At 73.0% G+C, this 26,522-nt stretch carries 28 protein-coding genes; 13 read left to right on the plus strand and 15 right to left on the minus strand.

Annotated features, from left to right (window positions below; all coding sequences use genetic code 11):
- The first annotated feature begins 104 nt into the window (after positions 1 to 104).
- A complete protein-coding gene (locus ABZX85_RS22370) occupies positions 105 to 1,022 on the plus strand; it encodes a DUF3626 domain-containing protein (RefSeq protein WP_355871453.1) in 918 nt (305 codons plus the stop codon).
- 104 nt (positions 1,023 to 1,126) lie between these two features.
- Here ABZX85_RS22370 and ABZX85_RS22375 read toward each other — a convergent pair whose 3' ends face one another.
- Positions 1,127 to 1,759 carry a PAS domain-containing protein gene (locus ABZX85_RS22375; protein ID WP_355871220.1) on the minus strand — a complete coding sequence of 211 codons (633 nt, stop codon included), beginning with the start codon at positions 1,757 to 1,759 and terminating at the stop codon, positions 1,127 to 1,129.
- 38 nt (positions 1,760 to 1,797) lie between these two features.
- Complete coding sequence (locus ABZX85_RS22380; protein ID WP_355871223.1) at positions 1,798 to 2,385, minus strand: HD domain-containing protein; 588 nt, start codon at positions 2,383 to 2,385, stop codon at positions 1,798 to 1,800.
- Positions 2,386 to 2,794: 409 nt separating this feature from the next.
- On the opposite strand from ABZX85_RS22380, the gene ABZX85_RS22385 reads away from it, so the two are divergent.
- Both ABZX85_RS22385 and ABZX85_RS22390 read left to right on the plus strand, forming a co-directional pair.
- The gene (locus tag ABZX85_RS22385) at positions 2,795 to 5,947 is read left to right on the plus strand and encodes a cytochrome P450 (protein WP_355871225.1); all 3,153 of its coding nucleotides are present in this window, start codon (positions 2,795 to 2,797) and stop codon (positions 5,945 to 5,947) included.
- 17 nt (positions 5,948 to 5,964) lie between these two features.
- Entirely contained in the window at positions 5,965 to 6,909 is a 945-nt protein-coding gene (locus ABZX85_RS22390) for an aminoglycoside phosphotransferase family protein (RefSeq protein WP_355871228.1), read from the plus strand.
- 47 nt (positions 6,910 to 6,956) lie between these two features.
- Here the strand turns inward: ABZX85_RS22390 and ABZX85_RS22395 are convergent, their stop codons facing one another.
- Both ABZX85_RS22395 and ABZX85_RS22400 read right to left on the minus strand, forming a co-directional pair.
- A complete protein-coding gene (locus ABZX85_RS22395; protein WP_355871231.1) occupies positions 6,957 to 7,943 on the minus strand; it encodes an SDR family NAD(P)-dependent oxidoreductase in 987 nt (328 codons plus the stop codon).
- A 34-nt stretch (positions 7,944 to 7,977) separates the two neighbouring features.
- Positions 7,978 to 8,988, minus strand: coding sequence for a PHP domain-containing protein (locus ABZX85_RS22400; RefSeq protein ID WP_355871234.1), 1,011 nt, complete (start codon positions 8,986 to 8,988; stop codon positions 7,978 to 7,980).
- Positions 8,989 to 9,080: 92 nt separating this feature from the next.
- On the opposite strand from ABZX85_RS22400, the gene ABZX85_RS22405 reads away from it, so the two are divergent.
- On the plus strand, positions 9,081 to 9,317 hold the full coding sequence (locus ABZX85_RS22405) for a hypothetical protein (RefSeq protein WP_355871237.1): 237 nt from the start codon (positions 9,081 to 9,083) through the stop codon (positions 9,315 to 9,317).
- On the opposite strand, the gene ABZX85_RS22410 is transcribed toward ABZX85_RS22405, so the two are convergent.
- The gene (locus tag ABZX85_RS22410; protein WP_355871240.1) at positions 9,314 to 10,018 is read right to left on the minus strand and encodes a VanZ family protein; all 705 of its coding nucleotides are present in this window, start codon (positions 10,016 to 10,018) and stop codon (positions 9,314 to 9,316) included. The genes ABZX85_RS22405 and ABZX85_RS22410 overlap by 4 nt on opposite strands.
- 125 nt (positions 10,019 to 10,143) lie before the next feature.
- Entirely contained in the window at positions 10,144 to 10,833 is a 690-nt protein-coding gene (locus ABZX85_RS22415) for a DUF4230 domain-containing protein (RefSeq protein ID WP_355871242.1), read from the minus strand.
- A gap of 219 nt (positions 10,834 to 11,052) precedes the next feature.
- Between ABZX85_RS22415 and ABZX85_RS22420 the strand changes: the two genes are divergently transcribed.
- The 3 genes from ABZX85_RS22420 to tuf all read left to right on the plus strand — a co-directional run bounded on the left by ABZX85_RS22420 (position 11,053) and on the right by tuf (position 13,824).
- Positions 11,053 to 11,478, plus strand: coding sequence for a nuclear transport factor 2 family protein (locus ABZX85_RS22420; RefSeq protein WP_355871245.1), 426 nt, complete (start codon positions 11,053 to 11,055; stop codon positions 11,476 to 11,478).
- Between the two features lie 107 nt (positions 11,479 to 11,585).
- Positions 11,586 to 12,548, plus strand: coding sequence for a ribose-phosphate pyrophosphokinase (locus ABZX85_RS22425; RefSeq protein ID WP_355871246.1), 963 nt, complete (start codon positions 11,586 to 11,588; stop codon positions 12,546 to 12,548).
- 70 nt (positions 12,549 to 12,618) lie between these two features.
- Positions 12,619 to 13,824 (plus strand): elongation factor Tu, encoded by a 1,206-nt coding sequence (gene tuf, locus ABZX85_RS22430; RefSeq protein WP_355871248.1) that lies wholly within the window; start codon positions 12,619 to 12,621, stop codon positions 13,822 to 13,824.
- Here tuf and ABZX85_RS22435 read toward each other — a convergent pair.
- Together ABZX85_RS22435 and ABZX85_RS22440 are read right to left on the minus strand one after the other, a co-directional pair.
- Entirely contained in the window at positions 13,819 to 14,193 is a 375-nt protein-coding gene (locus tag ABZX85_RS22435; RefSeq protein ID WP_355871251.1) for an anti-sigma factor antagonist, read from the minus strand. The two genes, tuf and ABZX85_RS22435, sit on opposite strands and share 6 nt — an antisense overlap.
- A gap of 166 nt (positions 14,194 to 14,359) precedes the next feature.
- Entirely contained in the window at positions 14,360 to 14,785 is a 426-nt protein-coding gene (locus ABZX85_RS22440; RefSeq protein ID WP_355871253.1) for a MarR family transcriptional regulator, read from the minus strand.
- A gap of 112 nt (positions 14,786 to 14,897) precedes the next feature.
- Here ABZX85_RS22440 and ABZX85_RS22445 point away from each other — a divergent pair, with 112 nt between their 5' ends.
- Positions 14,898 to 16,352 carry an aldehyde dehydrogenase family protein gene (locus ABZX85_RS22445; RefSeq protein ID WP_355871256.1) on the plus strand — a complete coding sequence of 485 codons (1,455 nt, stop codon included), beginning with the start codon at positions 14,898 to 14,900 and terminating at the stop codon, positions 16,350 to 16,352.
- Between the two features lie 83 nt (positions 16,353 to 16,435).
- On the plus strand, positions 16,436 to 17,509 hold the full coding sequence (locus ABZX85_RS22450; protein WP_355871259.1) for an NAD(P)-dependent alcohol dehydrogenase: 1,074 nt from the start codon (positions 16,436 to 16,438) through the stop codon (positions 17,507 to 17,509).
- 4 nt (positions 17,510 to 17,513) lie between these two features.
- Here the strand turns inward: ABZX85_RS22450 and ABZX85_RS22455 are convergent, their stop codons facing one another.
- The 3 genes from ABZX85_RS22455 to ABZX85_RS22465 all read right to left on the minus strand — a co-directional run bounded on the left by ABZX85_RS22455 (position 17,514) and on the right by ABZX85_RS22465 (position 19,070).
- Positions 17,514 to 18,077, minus strand: coding sequence for a TetR/AcrR family transcriptional regulator (locus tag ABZX85_RS22455; RefSeq protein ID WP_355871262.1), 564 nt, complete (start codon positions 18,075 to 18,077; stop codon positions 17,514 to 17,516).
- On the minus strand, positions 18,074 to 18,436 hold the full coding sequence (locus tag ABZX85_RS22460; RefSeq protein ID WP_355871265.1) for a DUF1304 domain-containing protein: 363 nt from the start codon (positions 18,434 to 18,436) through the stop codon (positions 18,074 to 18,076). Before ABZX85_RS22460 ends, ABZX85_RS22455 begins: the two co-directional genes overlap by 4 nt.
- A 190-nt stretch (positions 18,437 to 18,626) precedes the next feature.
- The gene (locus ABZX85_RS22465) at positions 18,627 to 19,070 is read right to left on the minus strand and encodes a nitroreductase family deazaflavin-dependent oxidoreductase (protein ID WP_355871268.1); all 444 of its coding nucleotides are present in this window, start codon (positions 19,068 to 19,070) and stop codon (positions 18,627 to 18,629) included.
- Between the two features lie 244 nt (positions 19,071 to 19,314).
- On the opposite strand from ABZX85_RS22465, the gene ABZX85_RS22470 reads away from it, so the two are divergent.
- Positions 19,315 to 20,511, plus strand: a complete 1,197-nt coding sequence (locus ABZX85_RS22470) for a cytochrome P450 (RefSeq protein ID WP_355871271.1) — start codon at positions 19,315 to 19,317, stop codon at positions 20,509 to 20,511.
- 12 nt (positions 20,512 to 20,523) lie between these two features.
- On the plus strand, positions 20,524 to 20,703 hold the full coding sequence (locus ABZX85_RS22475; protein WP_355871274.1) for a ferredoxin: 180 nt from the start codon (positions 20,524 to 20,526) through the stop codon (positions 20,701 to 20,703).
- Here the strand turns inward: ABZX85_RS22475 and ABZX85_RS22480 are convergent.
- Positions 20,690 to 21,664 (minus strand): hypothetical protein, encoded by a 975-nt coding sequence (locus ABZX85_RS22480; RefSeq protein ID WP_355871277.1) that lies wholly within the window; start codon positions 21,662 to 21,664, stop codon positions 20,690 to 20,692. The two genes, ABZX85_RS22475 and ABZX85_RS22480, sit on opposite strands and share 14 nt — an antisense overlap.
- A gap of 92 nt (positions 21,665 to 21,756) precedes the next feature.
- On the opposite strand from ABZX85_RS22480, the gene ABZX85_RS22485 reads away from it, so the two are divergent.
- Entirely contained in the window at positions 21,757 to 22,725 is a 969-nt protein-coding gene (locus ABZX85_RS22485) for an aldo/keto reductase (protein ID WP_355871280.1), read from the plus strand.
- Between the two features lie 51 nt (positions 22,726 to 22,776).
- Here the strand turns inward: ABZX85_RS22485 and ABZX85_RS22490 are convergent, their stop codons facing one another.
- Positions 22,777 to 23,562: a phytanoyl-CoA dioxygenase family protein gene (locus ABZX85_RS22490; protein ID WP_355871283.1), complete on the minus strand. Its 786-nt coding sequence runs from the start codon at positions 23,560 to 23,562 to the stop codon at positions 22,777 to 22,779.
- A gap of 36 nt (positions 23,563 to 23,598) precedes the next feature.
- Here ABZX85_RS22490 and ABZX85_RS22495 point away from each other — a divergent pair, with 36 nt between their 5' ends.
- A complete protein-coding gene (locus tag ABZX85_RS22495; RefSeq protein ID WP_355871286.1) occupies positions 23,599 to 24,489 on the plus strand; it encodes a helix-turn-helix domain-containing protein in 891 nt (296 codons plus the stop codon).
- Positions 24,490 to 24,498: 9 nt separating this feature from the next.
- Here ABZX85_RS22495 and ABZX85_RS22500 read toward each other — a convergent pair whose 3' ends face one another.
- Together ABZX85_RS22500 and ABZX85_RS22505 are read right to left on the minus strand one after the other, a co-directional pair.
- Positions 24,499 to 25,086, minus strand: a complete 588-nt coding sequence (locus tag ABZX85_RS22500; protein ID WP_355871289.1) for a histidine phosphatase family protein — start codon at positions 25,084 to 25,086, stop codon at positions 24,499 to 24,501.
- Position 25,087: 1 nt separating this feature from the next.
- Positions 25,088 to 26,521: a pyruvate, phosphate dikinase gene (locus tag ABZX85_RS22505; RefSeq protein WP_355871292.1), complete on the minus strand. Its 1,434-nt coding sequence runs from the start codon at positions 26,519 to 26,521 to the stop codon at positions 25,088 to 25,090.
- Between the last annotated feature and the right edge of the window lies 1 nt (position 26,522).

Consider the following 26,522-nt stretch of genomic DNA (forward strand, 5'->3'; position numbering starts at 1 on the left):
AGTTCGGATCTCAAACCTAGTGTCCCTAGGTTCGGGGCTAGGGTAAGCAGTCAGTTCAGGAGCAGCCAGTGGATTTCCGTGACCCGTCGTCGCCCCGCGCGCCGTTGCCGTCGTCCCGCGCGCGGGCGGCCGTCGCCCATGTCACCGCCCACGCCTCCGGCCCCGCCGTCCCGGCGGACCTGCGCGTCACCCTCAACCTCCACCCCGACCGCACGGCAGGCGGCGAACCGATTCTGCGGGCCCTCGCGCGGGACGGCGCCTACCACTCCCAGTTCGTCACCGGCACCAGCAACGGCGGCCTCACCGCCCACCCCGGAGGGGACCGCTGGCGCTGGGAGAGCCGGATCTTCGGCGGCGCGTACGACGACGCCGAGCCCCACGAGCGGCCCGTCTACGGCGCGCTGAACTTCCGCCGCCAGGTCGTCGGCGCCGCCCCGCGCTTCGGCTCCTCCCACTTCCGCCTCACCGCCGAGGCCCTCGCCCGCGCGACCTTCTGCTACCCCGACAGCGCCGCCGAACCCACCCGCTTCGGCGTCGCCGCGTCCTCCGCCCTGATCGCCTTCGCCGAGACCGACGAGCAGGACGCCCTCGACGACTACATCGAGACGCAGGTGCACGGCGGGGTCGACCTCGCGCGGGACGTCGAGGCGGTCGTCCTGGACGCCTGCTATCGCGGTACGGCCGTGGAGACCGACGCCCGCCGCCTCCCGTGCCCCGTCGAATGGCACCCCGGCTACCGCCTCACCGTCGCCGGACTCCACGCCCACGCCGACTACCGGGGGCCCGAGTACACCGCCCTGGGCGAGGAGATCGCCGAGGACGGCCACCTCGACCCCCGGGTGATCGGCGACGCGGCCCGGACCGGCCGGTACGCCCTCCAGGACCTGAAGATGATCTGGCACACGCTGGCGAGGTTCGGGGCGCCGGAGGGGGCGGGGACGGCGCGGGCGGAGGCGGCGGGGACGGCCGGCGCGGAGTCGGTCGGGGCGACCGAAGCGGGCACCGGGGCGGCCGGAATCTGAAACGGCACCCCATCTGCGGCCGTTTCCCTTTCAAACCACCTGCGCCACCCTGCGCCCGCCTCGCCCCCGGCTCTCGCCATCCCCGCCTCCTCGGCCCCCAGCCCTCAGCACCCCCGCCCCTCCGGCGGCCACACCCCCACCGCCAGTACCCCCTCCGCGTACGCCCGAGCCACCAGCTCCGTCCGGTTCGCCGCTCCCCACCGCGCCGACAGCCGCCGCAGGTGATAGCTCACGCCGTCCGGGGTGAGCCCCGTCTCGCGGGCGGCGCGGGCGGTGGTCGCGCCTGCCGCGAGCAGGGCGAGGATGCGGGACTCGACGGGGGTCACGGCGTCGGCGGGGGCGGGGCAGGCGGGTGTCTCCTCGCCGAGGACGCGCAGCATGACCAGCAGCGCCGGGGTCACGCGGACGCTGTCGCTGACGGGGTCGGCGGTCAGCTCACCGAGCCGGACCCGCCCGCCGGGCCCGTCCCACCGCACGGACACCTGGTAGCGGGACCGGTGGCGCAGCCGCAGCGCCTGGGCGATCCGCTCGACCTGCCCCGCCTCGACGGGCCGGAACAGCTCCAGTACGTCCCGGCCCTTCAGTCGCCCCGGCGTCGCCCCGCACTCGGCGGCCATCGCCGGATTCGCGAGCAGGACGGCGCCGTACAGGTCGCACACCGCGACCGGGACCGAGACCCGGTCGAAGAGGGTCAGCGCGCGGTTGCGCCAGACGACGGCGGTCTCGTCCGCCCTCACCCGGTGCCCGCCGCGCGTGGTTCTCGCATCCGACGACCCTAACGGCCGGAGCGGACGGGGTGCGCGGCCTGCCAGGCGAGCCTGCGGTCGGCGTCCTCGCCGATGCGGGTCAGGGTCTCGTCGAGTTCCATGAAGACCTGCCAGAGGGGGCGTCCGCAGGCCCGGGAGAGCTCGGCGACGACGAGGTCCTCCAGATCAGGCACGCGTTTGTTCTTCCAGATCTTGTCGGCGAGGCTGACGAGGAGATCCTCGGCGTCGGCCTCCGGTGACTGCCAGGACGCGTGCGTCCCCGCGAACCGGGCGAGTTCGGCGGGGACTTGGCGCGCGAGGAGCAACTCCCGTCCGGCCTCCTCGTGTTGCGACCCGGGTCCCGAGAGCTCGGCCGGGTGCAGCGCCTTGCCGATGTCGTGCGTGGCGGCCCCGAACAGCACCGCTTCCCGGTCCACGGCCAGCCCGAACACGCCGACGGCGTCCAGGAGTTGGGCCGCGACGTCATGGACCGCCCGCAGGTGGGCGACCAGGCGCGGCGGCGCGGACACCCCCTCCAGGAGAGCGACGGCACGCACGGGCAGCGGACGCAGCGGGGGTTCGGTGACCTCGTCGAGCGCGATCGCGGAGAGAGGCATTCGAGCAGCCTAGTCCGTGTCTTTCGGATCGGTCCTGGGCGCGGGGCGTGGCACGCGCTCCCCCAAGCTCTTCGAGCAGGGGGGACCCCCAGGCGTTGTCGTCAGTCTCCCCCAAGTTCTCGGCTTCGCTCGAACAGGGAGGTGCCCCCATCGCGCCGCGTCGACTCCCTCCTCCGCCTTGCAGCTGCACGCACCACGCCCCGCTCACCGGCGTTGCGAGGGCGCCGTTTCTTGAGGCGGACCGATCCGAAAGACACGGACTAGCCGTAGACCCCGACGACCCTGCGCGCAAGGTGGCATGCGGATTCTTGACTGCACGATCGTGTAGTGCCCGCACCAGGACGGGCCCCGGACGTGGACAACGCTGGAGGACGTACCCCCACCGCCCAGCGAGAGGAAGCCGAGCGTCATGTCCCCCACCGCGCCGCACCCGGAGCCCACGTCCGTCCCCGTCGCCGACATCAGTGCCACCGGGCCCGGCCGGACCCCGGTCCAGCAGGTGATGGAACTCATGCGGGAGCACGGGCCGGTCCTGGTCCGGCGGCTGCACGGGCGGGACACCCTCTTCGTCGCGGACCTGGACCTGGTGACCGACCTCGCGGACGAGACCCGGTTCGCCAAGCACGTCGGCCCCGCCCTGGAGAACGTCCGGGAGTTCGCCGCCGACGGCCTGTTCACCGCGTACGGCGACGAGCCCAACTGGGCGAAGGCGCACGACATCCTGATGCCCGCGTTCGCGCTCGGCTCGATGCGCACGTATCACCCGGTGATGCTCAAGGTGGCCCGCCGCCTCATCGACGCGTGGGACGGCGCGGCCGGTGCCGGGCAGCCGGTGAACGTGCCGGACGACATGACCCGTATGACGCTCGACACCATCGGACTCGCCGGATTCGACTACGACTTCGGCTCCTTCGAACGCGCCGAACCGCACCCCTTCGTCGAGTCGATGGTCCGCTGCCTGGAGTGGAGCATGACCCGTCTCGCCCGCGTCCCCGGCACCGACCACTCGGCGGCCGACGCGGCGTTCCGCGCCGACTCGGCCTACCTCGCCCGGGTCGTGGACGACGTCATCGCCGCCCGCACCGGCACCGACCAGTCGCAGGCCACCGACCTGCTGGGCCTCATGCTCACCGCCCCCCACCCGGCCGACGGCACCACCCTCGACCACGCCAACATCCGCAACCAGGTCATCACGTTCCTCATCGCCGGGCACGAGACCACCTCCGGCGCCATGTCGTTCGCCCTCTACTATCTCGCCAAGCACCCCGAGGTCCTCAACCTCGTACGCCGCGAGGTCGACGCCCTGTGGGGGGACCAGGAGAACCCGGAACCGACGTACGACGAGGTCGGACGGCTCACCTACACGCGTCAAGTCCTCAACGAGGCCCTGCGGTTGTGGCCCACGGCCGCCGCGTTCAGCCGACGCGCCCTGGCCGACACCCTCCTCGGCGGCCGGATTCCGCTGCGCGCCGGACAGGCGGTGACCGTCCTCGCGCCGATGCTGCACCGGCAGCCCGTGTGGGGCGACAACCCCGACCTGTTCGACCCGGAACGCTTCACGCCCGAGGCGGAGGCGGCCCGCTCACCGCACGCCTTCAAACCGTTCGGCACCGGTGAACGCGCCTGCATCGGACGGCAGTTCGCGCTCCACGAGGCGACGATGCTCCTCGCGATGCTCGTCCACCGCTACCGCCTCCACGACCACGCCGGCCACCGGCTCACGATCAAGGAGACCCTCACCCTCAAGCCCGACGGCCTCACCCTCACCCTCACCCCGCGCACCCCCGCCGACCGAACCCATGCCCCCCTCCCGGGAGTTGCGGTCCTCGAACCGGCACGCACGGACACCACGACCCTCCCGGCCCGTGTCCTGCCCGGCACCGAGGCCCTCTTCCTGCACGGCAGCAACTACGGCACCTGCCGCGACTTCGCCGCCGGGCTCGCCGACGAAGCAAGCGACATCGGCTGCACGACACGGACGGCACCCCTCGACGCGTACGCCGGCGGACTGCCCACCGACCGCCCCGTCGTCATCGCCGCCGCCTCCTACAACGGCCGCCCCACCGACGACGCCACCGCCTTCACCGCCTGGCTGGAGCGGGACCACGACCTCACCGGCGTCACCTACGCCGTCCTCGGCGTCGGCGACCGCAACTGGGCCGCCACCTACCAGCACGTCCCCACCCGCATCGACGAACGCCTCGCCGAACTCGGCGCCACCCGCCTCACCGACCGCACGGCCGCCGACGCCTCCGGCGATCTCACCGGTGCCGTAAGGGAGTTCACCCGCACCCTGCGCACCGCACTCCTGGAGCGCTATGGCGACCCCGAGGCGGCCCCGGCCGACGGGGCGGCCCTGGAGAGCCCCGGGCACGCCTACACCGTCCGCGTCGTCACCGGCGGCCCCCTCGACGCCCTCGCCGAACGCCACGGCCTGCTCCCGATGACCGTCACCGAGGCCCACGACCTCACCGCACCCGGCCATCCGCGCCGCAAGTGCTTCCTGCGCGTCGCCCTCCCCGAGGGCACCGCCTACCGCACGGCCGACCACCTCACCGTCCTGCCCGCCAACTCCCCGGCGCTCGTGGACCGTACGCTCACCGCCCTCGGTCTCGATCCCGAGGCGCTGCTCGACGTCCGCCCCACCCGCCGCGACGGCCTCGCCGTCGACCGCCCGGTGACCGCACGCCGACTCCTCACCCACCACGTCGAGTTGCAGGACCGGCCGACCGCCGCCCAGCGTGCCGCGCTCGCCGCCGCCAACCCCTGCCCGCCCGAGCGGGCCGCCCTCGTCGCCCTCACCGAGGACGACCCGCGCACCCTGCTCGAACTGATCGAGGACCACCCGGCATTGCGCGGCACCCTCGACTGGCCCCAACTCCTCGACCTCCTCACGCCGTTGCGCCCCCGCCACTACTCCATCTCCTCCTCGCCGCAGGCCGACCCGGACCACGTCGAGCTGATGGTCTCCCTCCTCGACGCCCCCGCCCGCTCGGGCAACGGCCGTTACCTGGGCACCGGTTCGCACCACCTCGCCGGCCTCGCCCCCGGCGACACCGTGTACGCCCGCGTCCAGCCCTGCCGCGAGGTGTTCCGCGTCGACCACGACTCGCCCGTGATCATGGTGGCCGCCGGTACCGGTCTCGCCCCCTTCCGCGGCGCCATCGCCGACCGCGCCGCGGCCACCGGTGAACTCCCGCCCGCCCTCTGCTACTTCGGCTGCGACGCCCCCGACGCGGACTTCCTGCACGCCGGGGAACTCCACGCCGCCGACGCCGCCGGAGCCGTCTCGATGCGGCCCGCGTTCAGCGCCGGACCGGACGCCGCGTTCGTCCAGCACCGCATCGCCGCCGAAGGGGACGAGGTCTGGAAGCTGCTGACCGAGGGCGCCCGCGTGTACGTCTGCGGCGACGGATCACGCATGGCGCCCGGAGTACGCGACGCGTTCCGTACGCTGTACCGGGATCACACGCCGGACGCCGACGAGGCGGCGGCCGAGACCTGGTTGAACGAGCTGATGGCGAACGGGCGTTACGTCGAGGACGTGTACGCCGCGGGCTGAGCGGAAGGACACGGGGGATGACGGCGGACTCCTGGGCACGGGCACGGCACGTCCTCAAGGACAGGGCCCGGCACCTCGCCGCCGTCACCCCCTTGAGCGGCGGCACCTACAACATCGTCGAGGAACTCCGCCTCGACGACGGCACCCGGTACGTCCTCAAGGTCGCCCCACCGGACGAGGGCCTCCGGCACGAGAAGCGGCTCCTCGTGGCGGAGGCCCGGTTCTACGAGGGCGCGGAGCGGGCCGGCGTACCCGCCCCGAAGCTCGTGGACCTCGGCGACGGGCACCTCCTGATGACGGCGGTGCCCGGCGAACCGTGGCCCGAGCTGCCGGCCGACCGGCACGCCACCGTGCGCGCCGAACTGGCCGGGCTGGTCGCCCGCCTCCACCGGATCACCGGACCGGCGTACGGCTACCCCTCCGGTGCCCTCGGTCCGCTCGCCCCCGACTGGCGCACCGCGTTCACCGGCATGCTCGACGCGGTCCTCGCCGACGCCGACGACCACAAGGCCGAACTCCCCCTCGGGACGAGCGAGATCAGGTCCGTCACCGGCCGGGCGCACGACGCGCTGGACGACGTCACGACCCCCTGCCTCGTCCACTTCGACCTGTGGCCCGGCAACATCCTCGTCGACCCCGCGGCCCCCCGCGTCACCGGACTCATCGACGGCGAGCGCATGTTCTGGGGCGACCCGCTCGCCGACTTCGTCTCCCTCGCGCTCCTCACGGACATCCGCGAGGACGAGAACTTCCTGACGGCCTATCAAAAAGCGGGCGGAGAAGTCGAGTTCGACGACTCCGCCCGACGCCGGTACGCCCTCTACCGCGCCTACCTCTACCTGATCATGCTGACGGAACAGGTCCCGAGGAAGGCCGACGAGGGGCACCGGCAGTGGGCCAGGGACAACGTCGTTCCCCAACTGCTGGGCGCGCTCGGGGAGATCGAGGCGCTGTCCTCGTAAGCCCCCCCCCCAAAAAAAGAAGGAGGACAGCACCACGCGTGTGACGCTCAGCCCGCGAACGCGTTCACACCCGTCCGCTCGGCCGACAGCGCCCACAGCCGCTCCGCCTGCTCCGCGTCCGCCGCCCACGGCGCGACGCCCGAGGTCGCGACCCCGGCCGCGATGTCCTCGGCGGACACCGCCTCCGACACCTCGCAGTCCTCCAGATAGACCCCGCCGAGACCGTCGAGCTGCGTCGACGTCGCCGCCCACACCTGCGTCGCCGCCCCCTCCTCGGGCGTCTTGAACAGCCCGGGCACCGCCGGCTCGCCGTTCTCGTCGATCCAGCCGCGCTCGACCATCTCCTCCTTCGCGAGATGGCGCTGGAGGGGGGTGAGGATGCCGCCCGGGTTCAGGGAGAACGCCCGCACACCCGCGTCGCGGCCCAGCTTGTCGAGGTGCAGGGTGAACAGGGCGTTCGCCGTCTTCGACTGGCCGTACGCCTGCCACTTGTCGTAGCCCTGCCGCCAGTCGACGTCGTCCCAGCGGACGCCGGAGAAGAAGTGGGCGCGCGAGGAGACCGACACGACCCGGGCGCCGCCCGGCTCGATCGCCGGCCACAGCCGGTTGACCAGCGCGAAGTGCCCCAGGTGGTTGGTGGCGAACTGGGCCTCCCAGCCGGGACCCACGCGCGTCTCGGGGCAGGCCATGATCCCGGCGCTGCCGATCACGAAGTCGAGGGTGCGCCCGGAGTCCAGGAACCGGTCCGCGAACGCCCGCACGCTCTCCAGATCGCCCAGGTCCAGCTCGTCCACCTCGGCCCCGGAGATCTCCCGGACCGCCTCCCGCGCCACGTCCGCCCGGCGCGCCGGTACGACCACCCGCGCCCCGGCCTTGGCCAGCGCCCGCGTCGTCTCCAGCCCGAGCCCCGAGTAGCCGCCGGTCACCAGGGCCAGGGTGCCCGTGAGGTCGCGCCCCGCGAGGACGTCGTCGGCGGTGCTCCGGGCGCCGAAACCCGACCCGATCTTGACTTGAGGAGTGTCGCTGTTGCTCATGCCCACGACCGTACGAATTGAAGTGCTCTCGAAGTCAAACGCCGCCGCGTGTCCAGTCGAGCAGCCGCTCGTACGGCCAGGTCGTCACCACCCGGTCCGCAGGCACCCCGCACTCCTCGGCCCGCGCGCAGCCCAGGATCTGCCAGTCCAGCTGTCCCGGCGCGTGGGCGTCCGTGTCGACCGAGAACAGCACTCCCGCGTCCACGGCCTGGCGCAGCAGGCGGCGGGGCGGGTCGAGGCGTTCCGGCCGGCTGTTGATCTCCACCGCCGTCCCCGCCTGCGCGCACGCCTCGAACACCGCCGCCGCGTCGAACTCCGACTCCGGGCGCTGCTTCTCCGCGACCAGCCGGCCCGTGCAGTGGCCCAGGACGTCCGCGTGCGGGTCGCGGACGGCGGCCACCATGCGGCGGGTCATCGAGCGGGCATCCATGCGCAGCTTGGAGTGCACCGACACGACGACCACGTCCAGACGGGCCAGCAGCTCCGGGTCCTGGTCCAGGGAGCCGTCGTCGAGGATGTCGCACTCGATGCCGGTGAGCAGGCGGAACGGAGCCCAGGTCGCGTTCAGCTCCGCCACCAGGTCCAGCTGGTCGCGCAGCCGGTCCGCCGTCAGGCCCCGGGCCACCGTCAGGCGCGGCGAGTGGTCCGTGAGCACCGCCCACTCGTGGCCCAGCGCCGCCGCCGTCCGGGCCATCTCCTCGATCGGGCTGCCGCCGTCCGACCAGTCCGAGTGCAGGTGGCAGTCGCCCCTCAGCAGGGCCCGCAGGGCCGCGCCGCCCGCCGGGGGCGGGGGCTGCTCGGCCTCGACGCGCTCCAGGTAGGCCGGGGTGGCGCCCGCGAGCGCCTCGCGGACCACCTGCGCGGTCTTCGGGCCCACGCCCCGCAGCGACTCCAGGGTGCCCGCCGCCGCCCGGTCCGCGACCTCGGCCGCCGGGAGCGCCGCCAGCACGCGGGCCGCCGTACGGAAGGCTTTCACCCGGTACGGCGGGGCGAGGGAGCGTTCCAGCAGGAACGCGATCCGTTCGAGGGCCTCGACGGGGAGCATGGCACCAGGGTTGCCCAGGAACGGGCCGGGCGCGCGCCGGCCGCCGGACGGTCCGGGTAGCGGTCGGCGCGAGTCGCTCTACCCTCGATTACATGACCGAAATCGCGAGCCCCTACATCTCCCATCCGCGGATCATGGTGCTCGGGGTCCAGCCGGGCACGCCCCCGTTCCGCATCATGGAGATCGACGGCCGGGTCGTCGGCTCCGCCCACGCCGTCGCCGAGGTCCTCGACACCGCGGCGCTCTACGGCATCACCGTCCACGACCTCGACGACCCCGACACGATCCGCTGGGTCGGCGGCGACCGCTACACCTGGCGGCCCCGCTAGCGCGCCGCCCTCCTCTGCCGCGCGTGGATGCCCCGGCCCAGGCGGCGGCCGAGGAGGAGGTAGCCGATCAGGGCGCCGGACGTGTTGAGGATGACGTCGTCGATGTCGAAGGCGCGTCCGGTGACCAGGGCGCCCTGGGCGAACTCCACCGCCAGCATGACCACGGCCGTCAGCAGCAGGACCTTCACGAAGCCGCGCGCCCTAGGGGCCACGACCGGGACGAGGACGCCGAACGGGACGCCCAGCAGGATGTTCCCGCCGATCTGCTTGACCGCGTCCCGCAGGGCGGGCTGGTCCAGGTACGCCTTGATGGAGTCGCCGGGGCGGAGGTTCGTGTGGATCAGGGAGACCGAGGCGGGGGAGGGTTCGAGGGTGAGGCGCGCGAGGACGGCGCCGAAACCGACGAGCACCGCGAAACCGACGGCCATCACGGGGATACGGATGATGAGGGGGAGGGGACGGGGGCCGGCGGGGGTGTCGGCGGCGGGCTTGGGGCTGGGCTTGGCGGCCGGCTTGGGGGTGGACCTCCGGCCGGTTTTCGGGGCGGGTTTCGCGGGGGCGGATTTCTTCTTGGCGGGGGAGGCCGGTTTCCCGGGGGCGCGGGTGCGCGTCGTCAGACGTCGCGCGAGCCCCTTCAGGGTGGTGCGCGCGCCTCTTGGGGCGGGCTCCGGCGGGGGTACGGGCGCGGCCTTCGTTTTCACGGTGCGTGGACGTGAGGCGGCACGGGCCATGACGGTCCTCCAGGCTTCAACTTCCCTGCGTCACAACCCTGTTACCCCGGAAACGCCCGGGAATGCCGATGTGCTCGGCCCCGGGCGCAGGCCGGTCACGCGACGTAGGAGACGGTGACCTCCTCGAAGCCGAGGGAGCGCAGCAAGCCCTTGAGCATGCCGGTCGTGTTGGTCTCGGCGCGGGCCGTCAGCTCGCTCTGCCGCGCGGCCTCCCCGATGTGCCGCACCGCGAGCTTCTGCACCGCCTGCTCGCTGTTCGGGTTGTCGGAGAAGAAGTCGCCGAGCCGGTCCAGCAGACCGCGCTGCTTGGACACCGCGTACGAACGGGACGGGTCGAGCGCAGGCGTCGCGAGCCGCGCGTGCGGCAGCCGCAGCGTCGCCGTCGTCCGGTCCGCGTCGACCGTGACGTCCTTGTCGCCGACCTTCCCGAGGTCCACGTACGCGTCCACCGTGCCCGCCCCCACGTACAGGGTGCGGCTCCCGCGGATCGCGTCGGGGAGGAACTTCGCGTCCTTCTCCAGGTCCACGACGACCTGGAAGTTCCCGGAGGCGCCCTCGTAGCGGCTCATGTCCTGGATCGACTGGAGCAGGGCCGGGCCGGTGCGGTCGTTGGTCTGTGTGCCGAAGAAGTCGCGCAGGCCCGGCAGCAGGCTGAGCCGGATGCCCGCGAACATGACGGCCAGCACCACTACGACCGAGGTGAGCACCTTCGCCCACACCGGCATGCGCTGCGCCGCCCGTCGCTTCGGCGGAGTCGTCACGGTGTCGGGGGGAGTCGTCGTCATGGTGGCGGTCTCCTTCCTGCGGTCCCGCTCGTCACGGGGGCCCCGCACTGGTGTTCCCGCCGTACGGATGCCCGCTGAACGGCCGTACGCACCGCCTTGTCGACAACCTGTGACAGGGAACGCCCCTACCTGGGAGGTAATCGCGGGGAACCCGGCCAGGCGGCAACAATCGGTGACACAGCCCGAGTTCACCCAGCCCGAGCCCCCGAAGAGGTCCTCATGAACGCCGGCACCCGCACCTTCGTCGACCACCTCCTGCGCCGCATCGGCGAGGGCGACCCCGACCGCGTCGCCTCCCTCTACGCCGAGCACGTCGACTGGAAGCTCGACTGGCCCGCCGGCGAACACGGCCGCCGCACGACCCCGTGGATACGGCACCGCTCCACCCGCGCCGAAGTCGCCGACCACTTCCGCCAGTTGGCCGACCACCACGTCCCCGGCGAGGCCGACACCCGGATCGAGCGCGTCCTCGTCGACGGCGACGACGCGGTCGTCCTCGGCGAGATCCGGCAGACCGCGCGGGCGACGGGACGGGCCTACCGCTCACGCTTCGCCCTCCACCTGACCGTCCGGGAGGGGCTGGTGACCCGGCACCACGTGTACGAGGACAGCCTCGCCGTCACCCGGGCGTTCGACGAGGCGTGAGCCCACCGGGAGTGTCCCGGATCACCGGCCTTCCCAGGCGCCCCGCCCGTCTCCGCTCCGTACGATGAGAGCCCCGACATGATCATCCGACTCTCCAGGAGCCGATCGTGCGAGACATCGCCGTCTTCAGCGGCAGCGCCCACCCCGAACTCGCGGCGGAGGTCTGCGCCCATCTGGGGGTGCCGCTGCGGCCCACGCTGGTCAGCCGGTTCGCGAACGACTGCCTTGAGGTGCAGCTTCAGGCCAACTGCCGGGAACGGGACGTGTTCCTGGTGCAGCCGCTGGTGAAGCCGGTGCAGGAGCACCTGGTGGAGCTGCTGCTGATGTGCGACGCGGCGAGAGGCGCGTCCGCCCGCCGGATCACCGTCGTCATGCCGCACTACGCGTACGCCCGCTCGGACAAGAAGGACGCGCCCCGCATCTCGATGGGCGGGCGGCTCGTCGCGGACCTGATGGTGTCGGCCGGGGCGAGCCGCGTGCTGGCGATGACGCTGCACTCCCCGCAGGTGCACGGCTTCTTCTCGGTGCCGGTCGACCACCTGCACGCCCTGCGCGAACTGGCCGCGCACTTCCGGCAGTACGACCTCTCCCGCACCACCGTCGTCTCCCCGGACCTCGGCAACGCGAAGGAGGCCGCGGCGTTCGCGCGGCTGATCGGCGCGCAGGTCGCGGCGGGCGCGAAACAGCGGTTCGCGGACGACCGGGTCAGCATCAGCTCGGTGATCGGCGAGGTCACGGGCCGCGACGTCATCGTCCTGGACGACGAGATAGCCAAGGGCAGCACGGTTCTCGAACTCCTCGACAAGCTGCGGGAGTTGCAGCCCCGGTCGATCCGGGTCGCCTGTACGCACGGGCTGTTCGCGTCCGGCGCCCTGAAGAAACTGACCGGGCAGCCGGACGTCCTGGAGATCGTGTGCACCAACACGGTCCCCGTCCCCGCCGGGGAGCTGGCGGAACACGGCGACAAGCTGCGCGTGCTGTCCATCGCGCCCGCGCTCGCCGAGGCCGTACGCCGGATTCACAACGGGGAGTCCGTCAGCGCCCTGTTCGACGGGCCGGTGAGCGAATAGACATGAAGCAGGCGCCACTTGACGGTGTATCGGACGCCCGGCGCCCCCTCATGCGACCAGGAGGCCCGCAGTGGCGAAGGCACGGTTCGAGCGGACCAAACCGCACGTGAACATCGGCACCATCGGCCACATCGACCACGGCAAGACGACGCTCACCGCCGCGATCACCAAGGTGCTGCACGACCGGTTTCCCGACCTGAACCCGTTCACCCCGTTCGACCAGATCGACAAGGCGCCCGAGGAGCGCCGGCGCGGCATCACGATCTCCATCGCGCACGTCGAGTACCAGACCGAGGCCCGGCACTACGCGCACGTCGACTGCCCCGGGCACGCCGACTACATCAAGAACATGATCACGGGCGCGGCCCAGATGGACGGCGCGATCCTCGTCGTCGCGGCGACCGACGGACCGATGCCGCAGACCAAGGAACACGTCCTGCTGGCCCGGCAGGTCGGCGTGCCCTACATCGTCGTCGCGCTCAACAAGACGGACATGGTGGACGACGAGGAGATCCTCGAACTCGTCGAGCTGGAGGTGCGCGAGCTGCTCAGCGACTACGAGTTCCCCGGGGACGACGTCCCGGTCGTGCGGGTCTCGGCGCTGCGGGCGCTGGAGGGGGACCCGGAGTGGACGCGGTCGGTGCTGGATCTGCTGGACGCGGTCGACACGGCCGTACCGCAGCCGGAGCGGGACGTGGACCGGCCGTTCCTGATGCCGGTCGAGGACGTGTTCACGATCACCGGACGGGGCACGGTCGTCACCGGGCGCATCGAGCGCGGGACGCTGCGGGTGAACACCGAGGTCGAGATCATCGGCATCCACGAGCGGCGGACGCGGACGACCGTCACGGGCATCGAGATGTTCCGCAAACTCCTCGACGAGGGCTGGGCCGGGGAGAACGTCGGGCTGCTGCTGCGCGGGATCAAACGGGAGGACGTGGAGCGGGGGCAGGTCGTCGTCGCACCGGGCTCGGTGACACCGCACACGCGGTTCGAGGCGCGGGCGTACATCCTGTCCAAGGACGAGGGCGGGCGGCACACGCCGTTCTTCGACAACTACCGGCCGCAGTTCTACTTCCGCACCACCGACGTCACGGGGGTGGTGACGCTGCCCAAGGGCACCGAGATGGTCATGCCGGGCGACAACACGGGCATGCTCGTCCAGCTCATCCAGCCCATCGCGATGGAGGAGGGACTGAAGTTCGCGATCCGTGAGGGCGGGCGGACGGTGGGCGCCGGACAGGTCACGAAGATCCTCGACCAGCCCCGGTCATAAGGTCTCCCCGGGCTTGCCGAGGGCGGCCTCCACACTCGGCGCGGGCGGCAGGAGCTTGGAGAGGCCCGTCGCCCGCAGCACCCGCAGGGTCAGCGGGTGGACACAGACCAGGCGCAGCTCCCCGTCGCGCTCCAGGGCCCGGGTGCGAGCGCGGTAGAGCAGGCGCAGCCCCGAGCAGTCGAAGAACTCGACCGGGGTGAGGTCGATGAGCACACGCGGGGCCTGGCCCGTCACGCGGTCGTCGATGTGCGGCAGGATCTCCATCGCCGCGACGATGTCGATCTCGCCGTGGAACTCCAGCACGACGTACCCCTGTTCCTCGCGTATGCGCAGGTGAGGGGTGGCGACGAGGGGTTCCTGCGGCACCATGGCATTGCCTCCAGCACGGGCCGGCGGATGGGAGACTGCGCACGCTGGGGAGCGCTCGGCGGAGCCTGCTCCAGCAAGTTACCCCCGATGGAGTGAATTCCAGCATGTTCGATTGACATATGTCTCCGAAAATGGAGCGCTCATAGCCGGCCAGTTGACGACAGGGTCAGGAGAGGGCCTGCCACGCCCGGGTGAGGGACTGCCGGAACTGGTCCGTCTGGCGCTCCGTCAGCGCGTCGACCATGCGGTCCTCCAGCTCGCGCACCGGCCCCGCGTGCAGCGCGAGCAGCTCCCGCCCCGCCTCCGTCAGCAGGATGCGCAGCTCCCGCCGGCTGGCCGGATTCGGCTCGCGGCGGACCAGGCCCCGGCTCTCCAGGGAGCGCACCAGATCGGCGATCGACTGCGCGGTGACGAACGAGTCGCGGGCGAGCTGGGCGGCGGACAGGCCGTCGTGGCGCTCCAGGACCGTGAGCGCCGTGTACTGCAAGGCGGTGATCCCCGAGGGCCTGACCAGCTCGTCCAGCCGGGAACGGACGGCGAGTTCGAGCTGCTTGACCATGTAGAGGAGGGAGGGGGGTGCGCTTCCGGCCATGGACCGAGCGTAAACCATTGACAGGAAACCTGTCTGTAAAGAGACTGCGAACCACCAGGATTCCTGTCGGTTGACGACGCGGCGAAGGCGCCGCAAGACCCGAGGAGTGGCGATGACCGCCTTCCAGATCGACCCCGGGCAGCTCTTCATCGGGGGGCAGTGGCGGGAAGCCGCGGACGGAGCGCGCACCGAGGTGATCGACCCCTCCCGGGGCCGCACGGTCACCACCGTCGCCGAGGCCGGCCCCGCCGACGTCGACGCCGCCGTGCGCGCCGCCCGCGAGGCGTACGAGACCGGCCCCTGGGCCCGGCTCACCGGCCGCGAACGAGGCCGCGTCCTGCTGCGCGTCGCCGAGCTGATACGCCAGGAGGCCGACCAGATAGCCGAGCTGGAGAGCCTCGACGTCGGCAAGCCCATCACGCTCGCCCGCGCCGTCGACGTCACCAACGCGGCCAACGACTACGAGTACTACGGCACCCTCGCCTTCTCCCTCGACGGCGCCGCCCGCGAGACCCAGCACAACGCCCACGCCTACACGAAACGCGGCCCGCTCGGCGTCGTCGCGGCGATCACGCCGTTCAACTTCCCGCTGATCCTGGCCGGTACGAAACTGGCGCCCGCGCTCGCCGCCGGGAACACGGTCGTCCACAAGCCCGCCGACGAAACCCCCCTCACCGCCCTGTACATGGCCGGCCTCCTCCAGCGCGCGGGCGTCCCCGACGGCGTCGTCAACGTCGTCACCGGCACCGGACCCGTCGCCGGAGAGGCCCTCCTGCGCCACCCCGGCATCGACAAGGTCGCCTTCACCGGCTCCACGCAGATCGGCCGGCACGCCGCCGGGGTCGCCGGACAGGCGCTGAAACAGGTCACGCTCGAACTGGGCGGAAACGCGCCCCACCTGGTCTTCGAGGACGCCGACCTGGAGAAGGCCGTCGGCGCGATCATCAAGGGGTTCGTCTTCAACACCGGCCAGTTCTGCATGGGCGGCCCCCGCCTCCTGGTCGCCCGCTCGGTCTGTACGACGCTGCTGAACATCCTCGCCGACGCCGTCCCCGGCATCCCGGTCGGCGATCCCCGCGACCCGGCGACCGTCGTCGGCCCGCTGGCGGGGGAGCGGCATCTGCGCAAGGTCGAGGAGTACGTCGACCTCGCCCGCAAGGAGGGCGGGCGGATCGTCTGCGGCGGTGAACGCCTCGACCTGGACGGCGGCTACTACTACAGGCCGACCGTCATCGCCGACCTCCCGAACGACTCCCGTGTCGTCCAGGAGGAGGTCTTCGGGCCCGTCCTCACCGTCCAGCCCTTCGACTCCGAGGACGAGGCGGTCGCCCTCGCCAACTCCACGCCGTACGGCCTGGCCTCGGGCATCCAGACCGGCAGCCTCGCCCGCGCCCACCGCGTCGCGGACCGGCTCCAGGCGGGCATCGTCTGGATCAACGACTGGGCGATGCTCGACCCCGCCGTGCCGTTCGGCGGCGTCAAGGACTCCGGGTTCGGGCGGGAGTACGGGCCCGAGGCGCTCGCGTCGTACCTGAAGGTCAAGTCGGTGGTCGTGTCGCTGGACTGAGGCACCCGGCGGCCCGGACCGCGGCGCCCCGCCCGGCCGCTCCGACGTCCACAACTCACCCCGCGCAGCACAGGAGTTCACCCATGCCCCTCACCACCCGAGCCGCCGTCGTCGAGTCCGGCGGCGCCCCCTTCACCTTCTCCGCCGTCACCCTCGACGACCCCCGCCCGCACGAGGCCGTCGTCCGGATCGTCGCGGCCGGGCTCTGCCACACCGACCTCGGGGTGGCGAGCGGCGGGCTGCCGTTCCCGTTGCCCGGGGTGCTCGGGCACGAGGGGGCGGGGGTCGTCGAGGCGGTCGGGTCCGCCGTCACCTCGGTGGTGCCCGGCGACCACGTCGTGCTGTCCTTCACGTCCTGCGGGGAGTGCCGCAACTGCCGCGGCGGGCACCCCGCCTACTGCGCCGACTGGCTCGCGCTGAACCTGATCGGCGGGCGCCGGGCGGACGGGAGCACGACCGTCACCCGGGACGGTGAGCTGCTCGGCGGGCACTTCTTCGGCCAGTCCTCGTTCGCCGAACGGGCATTGGTGGACGAGCGGAGCCTCGTGCGGGTCGACCCGGACGTGCCGCTCGCCTCGATAGCCCCGCTGGGCTGCGGGGTCCAGACGGGGGTGGGCGCGGTCTGGAACGTGCTCAAGCCGCAGCCGGGCAGCACAGTCGTCGTCCTCGGCGCCGGCGCGGTGGGCCTCTCGGCGGTGATGGCCGCCGCGCTCTCCCCGGCCACCGAGGTCGTCGCCGTCGACCGGGTGCCCGAACGGCTCGACCTGGCACGGGAGTTGGGGGCGACCCGGACCCTCACCGACGTACGCGAGATCACCGGCGCCGACGGAGTCGTGGAGACGACCGGCAACACGGCCGTCCTGCGGGCCGGGGTCGACGCGCTCGCCGCGCGCGGCACGCTCGTCGTCGTGGGCGCGCCGCCCTTCGGGACCGAGGTCGCCCTGGACGTCAACGGGTTGCTGAGCGGGAAGCGGGTCGTCGGGCTGACCCTCGGGGACAGCGAGACGCAGAGCCTGATCCCGACGCTGGTCGGGCTGGTCAAGGCGGGGCGGCTGCCGCTGGAGAAGCTCATCGGGACGTACGCGTTCGACGACATCGGGCAGGCCGTGCAGGACATGACCGACGGCAAGACGGTCAAACCGGTGCTCGTCATCTGAGAGTTCAGCGGCTGGCGTGCAGCGCGACCAGCAACTGCCAGACCTGGTCGGCTATCTGACGCGGCGTCCCCTCCAGCAGTCCGTGCAGCCAGTCGCCCAGCACCCCCGCGAAGGTCGCCGCGACCGCCGAGGCGACCAGCGCGGCGTCGGCGGCCCCCGCCCGCTCCCGCTCGCGCAGGGAGTACGCGCGCAGGTCCCGGTGGAGCACGAGCCCCAGCGGCCCGCCCCCGCCCGGGGTCAACAGCCGCCGGTACAGGGCGAGATGGGGAGTGAGCGAGGCGAAGAACTCCGGCAGGGCGGCCGGCGCGCGGACCGGGTCCGGCCGCCCCTGCCAGGCGTGCAGCGCCTCGACGGCCTCCCGTACGACGTCCGCGCACGCGTCGACCGCGAGGTCCTCCAGATCGGTGTAGTGGACGTAGAACGTGGCCCGCCCGGCCCCCGCCCGCCGGACCAGCGCGGCCACGCTCACCTCCTCCAGCGGGCGCTCGGCGCACTCCGCGAGCAGCGCCGCCCGCAGCCTCGCCCGGGTGCGGGCGGCCCGCGGGTCCTCGGGCGCGGCGCGGGTCACTGCGCGATCAGCACGGCGGCCAGGGCGATCGCGCCGGGCACGGCCTGGGCGAACAGGATGCGCCGGTTCGCGGTCGCCGCGCCGTACACCCCGGCGACGATCACGCAGGACAGGAAGAAGACCTGGGCGCGGAAGCCGGTCGGGTCGGCCGCGACCAGGCCCCAGACCAGGCCCGCCGCGAGGAAGCCGTTGTACAGGCCCTGGTTGGCCGCGAGCTTCGCGGTGGCCGCCGCGAACTGGGGGTCGAAGCCGTGGAAGCGGCGGCCCGGCGGCTTCTGCCACAGGAACATCTCCAGCACCAGGATGTAGGCGTGCAGCAGGGCGATCAGCGCGACCAGCACGTTCGCGACCGTTTCCATGACCTTCTCGACTTCCTCGGGTTCCGAATTTCCTGGACAGGTGTCCACTATAGCTGGACAGGTGTCCAGGAAGTCGCATCCGGGCATGAGAAAGCCCCGCCGCGACGGGGGAGCGCGGCGGGGCCCGATGACCGCGTTCCCGGCAGGCGGGGATTCACACCTGCCGGGCCGCGGATCTCCTGTGAGAGTTCTACGCGCCCGGCTCCAGCACGAACACCGGGATCGCCCGGTCCGTCTTCTCCTGGTACTCCGCGTAGGGCGGGTAGGCCGCGACCGCGCGCTCCCACCAGGCGGCCTTCTCCTCGCCGGTGACCTCGCGAGCCGTCATGTCCTGCTTGACCGGCCCGTCCTGGAGCTCGACCCGCGGGTCCGCCGTCACGTTGTGGTACCAGACGGGGTGCGTGGGGGCGCCGCCCTGCGAGGCGACCAGCGCGTACCGGCCCTCGTGCTCGACGCGCATCAGCGGCGTCTTGCGGATCTTGCCGCTCCGGGCGCCCTTGGTCGTCACCACGATCACCGGCAGCCCCGTGTCCAGCAGCGTCGTCCCCTCGGTCCCGCCGGACTTCTCGTACAGCTCCACCTGCTCCCGCACCCACTGCGTCGGGCTGGGCTCGTACTCGCCTTCGAGCGGCATGGCAACCATCCTCTTCGTCAAGTCGTACGACGTGCTCGTGTCGCATCCCTGTGAACACGCGTGAGCTTCGGAATCATCCTCACAGCCGGAACCGATCACCGCAGCGTCCGGAGGGTGGAGTTCCGGCCAGATCGCCGGGCCCGCCCATCTGGCCGAACTCCACGTCGCCCCATTAGATGCTTGAGGCATCTAATGGGGGGCGGTACGTCGGAATCCACTTCCGCCCAGCTCTGCGAGGTCTTCCATGACGCGACCGGCCCCCCTCGCCTTCCCGCAGGACCGCACCTGCCCCTACCAGCCGCCCGCCGCCTACGACACGCTGCGCACCGACCGCCCCCTGACCCGCGCGACCCTCTACGACGGCACCCCCGCCTGGGTCGTCACCGGCCACGCCCTCGCCCGCACCCTGCTCGCCGACCCACGCCTGTCCTCCGACCGCACCCGCCCCGGCTTCCCCGGCACCTCACCGCGCATCAAGGCGATGAGCGACCGCAGGCTGGCCGTCGTCGGCGTCGACGAACCCGAACACCGCACCCAACGCCGCATGCTCATCGCGGACTTCACCCTGCGCCGCGCCGAAGGACTGCGCCCGGCCGTCCAGCGGATCGTGGACGACCGGATCGACGCCCTCCTCGCCCAGGGCCCGCCCGCCGACCTCGTCCCCACGTTCGCGCTCCCGGTCCCCTCGATGGTGATCTGCGCCCTGCTCGGCGTCCCCTACGCCGACCACGAGTTCTTCGAGGAGCAGTCCCGGCGCCTGCTGCGCGGCAGGACCGAGGACGAGGCCCGCGAGGCACGCCGGCTCCTGCGCGACTACCTCGGCGACCTGACCGACCGCAAACGCACCGGCCCGCCCGGCGACGGCGTCCTCGACATGCTCGTCCACCGCCGGATGGCGGACGGCGAACTCGACCGCGAGGGCGTCATCGACATCGCGCTGATCCTGCTCGTCGCCGGCCACGAGACCACCGCCAACATGATCTCGCTCGGCGTCTACACCCTCCTCCAGCACCCCGACCGCCTCGCCGAACTCCGCGCCGACCCCGCCCTGCTGCCGGGCGCCGTCGAGGAGCTGATGCGGCTGCTGGCCATCGTCGACGGCCTGCTGCGCGTCGCCCTGGAGGACATCGACGTCGACGGCACGACCATCAGGGCCGGCGAGGGCGTCGTCTTCGCCACCTCCGTCGTCAACCGCGACACCACCGCCTACGACGACCCCGACACCCTCGACCTGCGCCGCCCCGCCCGCCACCACGTCTCCTTCGGCTTCGGCATCCACCAGTGCCTCGGCCAGAACCTGGCCCGCGCCGAACTGGAGATCGCCCTGCGCACCCTCCTCACCCGGCTGCCCGGCCTCGCCCTCGCCGCCCCCGCCGAGACCATCCCCTGGAAACCCGGCGACACGATCCAGGGGATGCTGGAACTCCCCGTGACCTGGTAAGAGGCTCCGCGCATGGACATCGACATCGACACGGACGTCTGCATCGGCGCCGGACAGTGCGCCCTGACCGCGCCCAAGGTCTTCACCCAGGACGACGACGGCTTCTCGACCCTGCTCCCGGACCACCCCGACGACCCCCTCGTCCGCGAGGCGGCCCGCGCCTGCCCCGTCTCCGCGATCAGCGTGCGCTAGCGGGGCAGCCGACGGCCGGGCCCTCCAGCATGCCGCCCGTGTAGAGGGCCTGGCCGCGCGGCATCCAGTAGCCCAGCTTCGAGACGACCGTGCCGCAGCGGTCCTTCGCGACGGCCCGGACGACGACCGTGGAGGGGTTGCCCGGCTGGAGGTCGGTCAGGGCGCAGTCCAGCGCGTTCATGGTCCGCGCCCGCTCCGGGTACCGGCCGACCAGGGGGTTCACACAGCGGGCGTCGGACGTCGTCAGCTCCGTGCCCTCCTCGCCGATCAGCCCGAACCGCCCGCTGCCGTCGCCCTGTTCACTGTCCCGGGACACCGTGTAGGTCAGGGTCGTCACGGAGTCCCGGGACAGGGTGCGCCGGTCCACCTCGATCCGGTGCGTCGGCTTCGCGGCGGGCGCGGTGAAGGTGAACACCGCCCGGACCGTGCCCGCCAGCTCCACCCCGGCGGGCGCCGAACGGACGCGGACGGCCGCCGTCACCTCGTAGGTGCCGGGGCCGGGGTACGGGGTCGAGCCCGGCAGGGTTCCGGAGGCGACCGGTACACCGTCGCGGGTCGCCGTCCAGGTGCCGGAGGTGAGACAGACCGGGCGGACGCCTGGGCGGCGGCAGGTGGCGGGGGCGGACAGCGCCATCACCGGGGTGCCGCTGCCCGCGCACAGGCTGACGCGGGCGAACTGGCCACCGGGGGCGCGGAGGGTGCCGACGGAGGCGCACAAGGTGGCGGGGCCCTCCGAAGGGGCCGAGGCTCGCGAGAGGGCCGGGGCTCGCGGGGGAGTCCCCGGTGTGTCCCCCCATGCCGACGGCCCGCCCGCCCACGCCACCAGCAGCGCCCCCGCCGCCAGCGCCCCCAGCCCGATCCGACGTACCCGCACCGCAGCCTCCCGCACCTCGCCGATCGGCCCGTACCGGTCGTCCGGACCGAGGATGCGCACGGCGCCGGGGGAGCGTGCCGCTCCCACGCCGGGCCGTCACCTGAAATGCCTTGCGGAGCGGCGACGGGGCGGACGTACGCTCCCCTCTGTCACCCACTCCGACGGCAGGAGCAGCAACGATGCAGTACGTGAAGCTCGGTTCGACCGGCCTGGACGTCTCCCGGATCTGTCTCGGCTGCATGACGTACGGCCTCCCGGACCGGGGCACGCACGAGTGGACGCTCGACGAGGAGGCGTCCCGCCCGCTGATCCGGCAGGCCCTGGACGCGGGCATCAACTTCTTCGACACCGCGAACATCTACTCCGACGGCACCAGCGAGGAGATCGTCGGCAAGGCCCTCGCCGACTTCGCCGACCGCGACGAGATCGTCCTCGCCACGAAGGTGCACGGCCGGATGCGCCCCGGACCCAACGGGGGCGGCCTCTCCCGCAAGGCGATCCTCACCGAGATCGACCACAGCCTGAGCCGCCTCGGCACCGACCACGTCGACCTCTACCAGATCCACCGCTTCGACCCGCACACCCCGGTCGAGGAGACCATGGAGGCGCTGCACGACGTGGTGAAGGCGGGCAAGGCCCGCTACATCGGGGCGAGTTCGATGTACGCGTGGCAGTTCGCGAAGATGCAGCACGCGGCGGACCGGGGCGGCTGGACCCGGTTCGTGTCGATGCAGAACCACTACAACCTGATCTACCGCGAGGAGGAGCGCGAGATGCTCCCCCTCTGCGCGGACCAGGGCGTCGGCGTCATCCCCTGGAGCCCGCTGGCCCGGGGCCGCCTCACCCGCGACTGGGACGCGGCCACCGGCCGCAGCGCCACCGACGACTTCGGCGCCACCCTCTACCAGGAGGGCGACCGCGCGATCGTCGAGGCCGTGACCCGCATCGCCGAGGCCAGGGGCGTACCGAGGGCCCAGGTCGCCCTGGCCTGGCTCCTCCACCAGGACACGGTCACGGCCCCGATCGTCGGCGCCGCCAAGCCGAAGCACCTCGAAGACGCCGTCGCCGCGGTCGAGCTGGAGCTGACCGACAAGGAGATCGAGGAACTGGAGAGCCCCTACGCCCCGCACCCCATCGCCGGTCACTGACCCGGCCCGTACCCCACCCGGCCGGTACCCGACCCGTCGGCGCCCGACCCGCTAGTGCGGTCCCTGCGGTGCGAACTCCGTGCCGCAGGGGCCCGCCCCCTCGCTCTCCGCCAGCACCACCCGCTCCCCGCTCATCTCCACCGTCCGGTAGTACGCCCCGATCCGCTCGGCCGACCGCCCCACGTAGTGCCCGATGAACGACCGCCGGAAGCGCGCGGCGGTCCGGTTCGGCTGCGAGCCGTGCACGAGGCTGCCGTTGAAGAACAGGACGTCACCCGGCGCCATGTCGACCGGCACGGCGGACAGACCGGGCGGCGGGGCCACGTACTCGCGGGCGAACGACACCGACTCGTCGGCCTCCTCGGGGCAGAACAGGTCCAACAGGTGGGTGCCGGGGACGACTTCGAGCCCCCCGTTCTCCCGGTCGATGTCGTCGCAGGCCACCCACGCCGCCACGCACGTCCCCGGCTCGACCCGCAGATAGAAGTTGTCCTGATGCAGCGCCTGCCCCCGCGCCCCCGGCGGCTTGAAGTAGAACATGCTCTGCGCGGCGAGGACCTCCTCCCCGAGCAGCTCCTCCAGCACCCCCCGCAGCCGGGCGTCGAGGAGCATCTCCCGGGCGGCCTCGTTGATCTCGTGCGGCTGCATCACCCGCGGATACGCGTCCAGCGGATCGTCCCCCGCACGCGGCCGGAAGTGCCCCGGCACCTCCCGCCCCGCCGCCTGGAGCGCCGCGAACTCCCCGCGCACCCGCTCGACCTCGTCGTACGAGAAGAGCCCCCGCACGATCGCGTACCCGTCCTGCTGGAACCGGTCCAGAATGCCTGTGGCTGTCATGGAACGAGAAACTAGGCGGGAAGACCCGGCAGGAGGATGCCCGTGCGTGCTGAGGGATTGACCGAGACTGCCGCGGACCCGTCGCCGCCACCGGGGCTCGTCGTGGTCGGACGGTTCGAGAGGGAGACGGGGTACGCGGTCGACCGGCCGACCGGATCGGACAGCTGGCTGGTCATCTGGACCACCGCGGGCGCCGGCCTGCTCCGCCAGGGCCGCACCGAACTCCCGGTCGGCCCCGGCGACTTCGCCCTGCTGGCCCCCGGCGTCCCCCAGCGCTACGCCGTCAGCCCCTCCGCCGCCACCTGGGAGTTCTGGTGGGCCCACTGCCAGGTGAGACCCGCCTGGACCCCGTGGATTCGCCCGTACGACGCCGGCGACGGCGTCCATACGACCGGACCCGTGCCCGAACTCCTGCGCGGGCGCGTCGAGTCGGCGTTCCGGCGGATGCTGGACGACGCGCGCTGGACGGGCGGCGAGCCGGTCAGGCCGGCCGAGGAGGTCGCCGTCGCGCACAGCGCCGTCGCCCGTGAACTCGCCCTGTGCGCGCTGGAGGAGGCCCTCCTGCTGGCCGCCGCCGCGCCGAGCCCGGCGCCGCCCGGCGTGGACGAGCGTGTCCAGCGCGCGCAGACCCTGATCGCCGCCGACCCCGGCGCCCCGCACACGGTCGCCTCCCTCGCCGGGGCCGTCGCGCTGTCGCCGTCCCGCTTCGCGCACCTCTTCACCGAACACCTCGGCCTGTCCCCGATGCGCGCCCTGCGCGAGGCCCGCCTCCGGCACGCCGCCCGCCTCCTGGAGACCACCGACCTCACCGCCGAACGGGTCGCGGCTGCCTCGGGGTTCGCGAGCGCGTTCCACTTCAGCCGGGCGTTCAGGGAGAGGTACGGGGTGCCGCCGGGGGCGTACCGGGGGAGCGGCGGGCGGCGGTGACGCGGCTGTTCAGGGGCGCGTTCCCGGTCCGAAGCCCGTCCAGCGCAGCTCGGCGGGCAGATGGCCCATGTCGTTGTAGCCGACGAGCGTGGGCGGGACGCCGTCCCGGTACTGGAGCACGGTGAGCGCCGTGTTCCCGCTCTCCAGGCCGAGCCAGCGCACGGGCGGCGCGTCGAGGGCGTCCCGGACCAGCCAGGCGATCGGGTAGGCGTGGGTGACGAGGACCTCGTGCGTCTCGACGCCTGCGGGGCGGGCGAACCGGGCGGTGAGGGCGTCGGCCCGGCGGCGCGCGTCGGCGGCGTCGTCGGGGCCGTACCCGTCGAAGAACGCGGCCCAGGCGGGCGGCGCCTCGGACGGGACGCAGGGGATGTGATCGACGAGTTCCGGGGCCTCGCGGACGGGGGCGCTCGGGAGGTGGGCGGCCAGGAGGCGGGCGCAGTGCGCGGCGCGGGGCAGCGGGGAGTGCCAGACCGTGTCGACGGGGAGCGCGGCGAGGCGGCGGCCGATCAGGTCGGACTGGAGCTCTCCGGCGCCGGTGAGCTCACCGAAGGCGTTCGCCGCGCCGTGGCGGATCGCGTACACGTGACGGGTGGGCATGTCAGACGGCTCCCAGGGCTCGGTGGGCGGCGGTGAGGCGGTCGGCCTCGGCGCGCGGGGCAGGGTCGCCGGAGACCTCGTCGGCCCAGGCCAGCAGGTGGCGGAGGTGGTCGCCCGGCGGGTCCGTGACGATCGGCGGGGTGCCGAGGGCGACCTCGCCGGTCGTGCCGTCGACGGTGACGAGCGTGCCCTCCGGGAGGCGGAGGGCGCCCGTGCCGACGACCGCCGGCTTGCGCAGGGCGCGGGCGACGACCGCCGCGTGACTCGCCGGACCACCGCGCTCGGTGACGATCCCGACGGCGGCGGCGACACCGGCGAGGTCGGCGGGGGAGGTTTCCGGGCGGACCAGGACGACCGGGGCCCGCCGCGCCTCGCGGACCGCCGCCTCCGCCGTCGTCACGACCCGGCCGACGGCGACACCGGGGCAGGCGCCGGTGCCCCGGGCCGCGACGGTCCTCGGCGAGCCGATGCGGGGGACGCGGGCGAGGTCGCGCGGCGAGACCCTGCGCAGCGCCTCACGCCGGTCGACGGTCCCGGCCTCGGCCAGCTCCACGGCCGTACGGACCGCCGCCGCCCCGGTGAAGCGGGCCGGCCTGACCTGGAGCAGCCACAGCTCGCCGGACTCGAAGGTGAACTCGGTGTAGCAGGCGTCGCGGTAGTGGGCCTCGACACGGCGCAGGGCGTCGCCCAGCTCCGTCCACAACTCATCGTCGTGGTCGGCGAGTTCGCGCAGCGGGAGGACCGGCCGCGTGCCCGAGACGACGTCCTCGCCCTGGGCGCGGAAGCGGACGTCGCCGTACGGGGTGTGCTCGCCGGTGACGGGATCGCGGCTGAAGGCGACGCCGGTGCCGCTGCGCGGGTCGCGGTTGCCGAAGACCATGACCTGGACCACGGCGGCGGTGCCCGGCCCGTCCGGGAGGCCGTGGAGCGCGCGGTAGGTGCGGGCGCGGGGGGACTCCCAGGAGGCGAAGACCGCCTCGACGGCGCGGACGAGCTGGGTGGGGGCGTCGTCCGGCACGGGTCCGGGGACCGTCGCCGTGAAGCTCGTGAGGAAACGGTCGCGGGAGTCCTCCGCGAACCCCTCGTCGCCGGTCTCGGCGGCCAGAGCGGCCGTCGCGGCGGTGGTCAGGCCCAGGCCGAGGACCGTGTCCAGCATGCCGGGCATCGACACCCCGGCCCCGGACCGGACCGACACCGCGAGGGGCCGGTCCGGTCCGCCGAGGGTCCGGCCGGTGGCGCGTTCGAGCCCGGCGACACCCTCCGCCAACTCCTCGTGGAGCCCGTCCGGGAGCCGCCGCTCGTGCAGGAAGGCACGGCACGCCTCCGCCGTGACGGCGAACGCGGGCGGCACCCGCAGCCCCAGCCGGTGCAGCAGCACGAGACCGAGCGCCTTGCTGCCCAGGTCCGCCGCCTCGCCGTCGAGTCCGGCCGACACC

Origin of the sequence: Streptomyces sp. NPDC004539 (assembly GCF_040610055.1) — a bacterium.
GTDB lineage: Bacteria > Actinomycetota > Actinomycetes > Streptomycetales > Streptomycetaceae > Streptomyces.

Excerpts from the sequence above, each read along its gene's own strand:
- ABZX85_RS22460 (WP_355871265.1), bottom strand. The coding sequence starts at position 18,436 with ATGGAAACGGTCGCGAACGTGCTGGTCGCGCTGATCGCCCTGCTGCAC.
- ABZX85_RS22485 (WP_355871280.1), top strand. The coding sequence starts at position 21,757 with ATGCAGTACGTGAAGCTCGGTTCGACCGGCCTGGACGTCTCCCGGATC.
- ABZX85_RS22400 (WP_355871234.1), bottom strand. The coding sequence starts at position 8,988 with ATGCTCCCCGTCGAGGCCCTCGAACGGATCGCGTTCCTGCTGGAACGC.
- ABZX85_RS22445 (WP_355871256.1), top strand. The coding sequence starts at position 14,898 with ATGACCGCCTTCCAGATCGACCCCGGGCAGCTCTTCATCGGGGGGCAG.
- ABZX85_RS22475 (WP_355871274.1), top strand. The coding sequence starts at position 20,524 with ATGGACATCGACATCGACACGGACGTCTGCATCGGCGCCGGACAGTGC.
- ABZX85_RS22380 (WP_355871223.1), bottom strand. The coding sequence starts at position 2,385 with ATGCCTCTCTCCGCGATCGCGCTCGACGAGGTCACCGAACCCCCGCTG.
- ABZX85_RS22465 (WP_355871268.1), bottom strand. The coding sequence starts at position 19,070 with ATGCCGCTCGAAGGCGAGTACGAGCCCAGCCCGACGCAGTGGGTGCGG.
- ABZX85_RS22450 (WP_355871259.1), top strand. The coding sequence starts at position 16,436 with ATGCCCCTCACCACCCGAGCCGCCGTCGTCGAGTCCGGCGGCGCCCCC.
- ABZX85_RS22470 (WP_355871271.1), top strand. The coding sequence starts at position 19,315 with ATGACGCGACCGGCCCCCCTCGCCTTCCCGCAGGACCGCACCTGCCCC.
- ABZX85_RS22395 (WP_355871231.1), bottom strand. The coding sequence starts at position 7,943 with ATGAGCAACAGCGACACTCCTCAAGTCAAGATCGGGTCGGGTTTCGGC.
- ABZX85_RS22495 (WP_355871286.1), top strand. The coding sequence starts at position 23,599 with ATGCCCGTGCGTGCTGAGGGATTGACCGAGACTGCCGCGGACCCGTCG.
- ABZX85_RS22385 (WP_355871225.1), top strand. The coding sequence starts at position 2,795 with ATGTCCCCCACCGCGCCGCACCCGGAGCCCACGTCCGTCCCCGTCGCC.
- ABZX85_RS22415 (WP_355871242.1), bottom strand. The coding sequence starts at position 10,833 with ATGACGACGACTCCCCCCGACACCGTGACGACTCCGCCGAAGCGACGG.
- ABZX85_RS22390 (WP_355871228.1), top strand. The coding sequence starts at position 5,965 with ATGACGGCGGACTCCTGGGCACGGGCACGGCACGTCCTCAAGGACAGG.
- ABZX85_RS22405 (WP_355871237.1), top strand. The coding sequence starts at position 9,081 with ATGACCGAAATCGCGAGCCCCTACATCTCCCATCCGCGGATCATGGTG.
- ABZX85_RS22500 (WP_355871289.1), bottom strand. The coding sequence starts at position 25,086 with ATGCCCACCCGTCACGTGTACGCGATCCGCCACGGCGCGGCGAACGCC.
- ABZX85_RS22435 (WP_355871251.1), bottom strand. The coding sequence starts at position 14,193 with ATGGTGCCGCAGGAACCCCTCGTCGCCACCCCTCACCTGCGCATACGC.
- ABZX85_RS22490 (WP_355871283.1), bottom strand. The coding sequence starts at position 23,562 with ATGACAGCCACAGGCATTCTGGACCGGTTCCAGCAGGACGGGTACGCG.
- ABZX85_RS22420 (WP_355871245.1), top strand. The coding sequence starts at position 11,053 with ATGAACGCCGGCACCCGCACCTTCGTCGACCACCTCCTGCGCCGCATC.
- ABZX85_RS22440 (WP_355871253.1), bottom strand. The coding sequence starts at position 14,785 with ATGGCCGGAAGCGCACCCCCCTCCCTCCTCTACATGGTCAAGCAGCTC.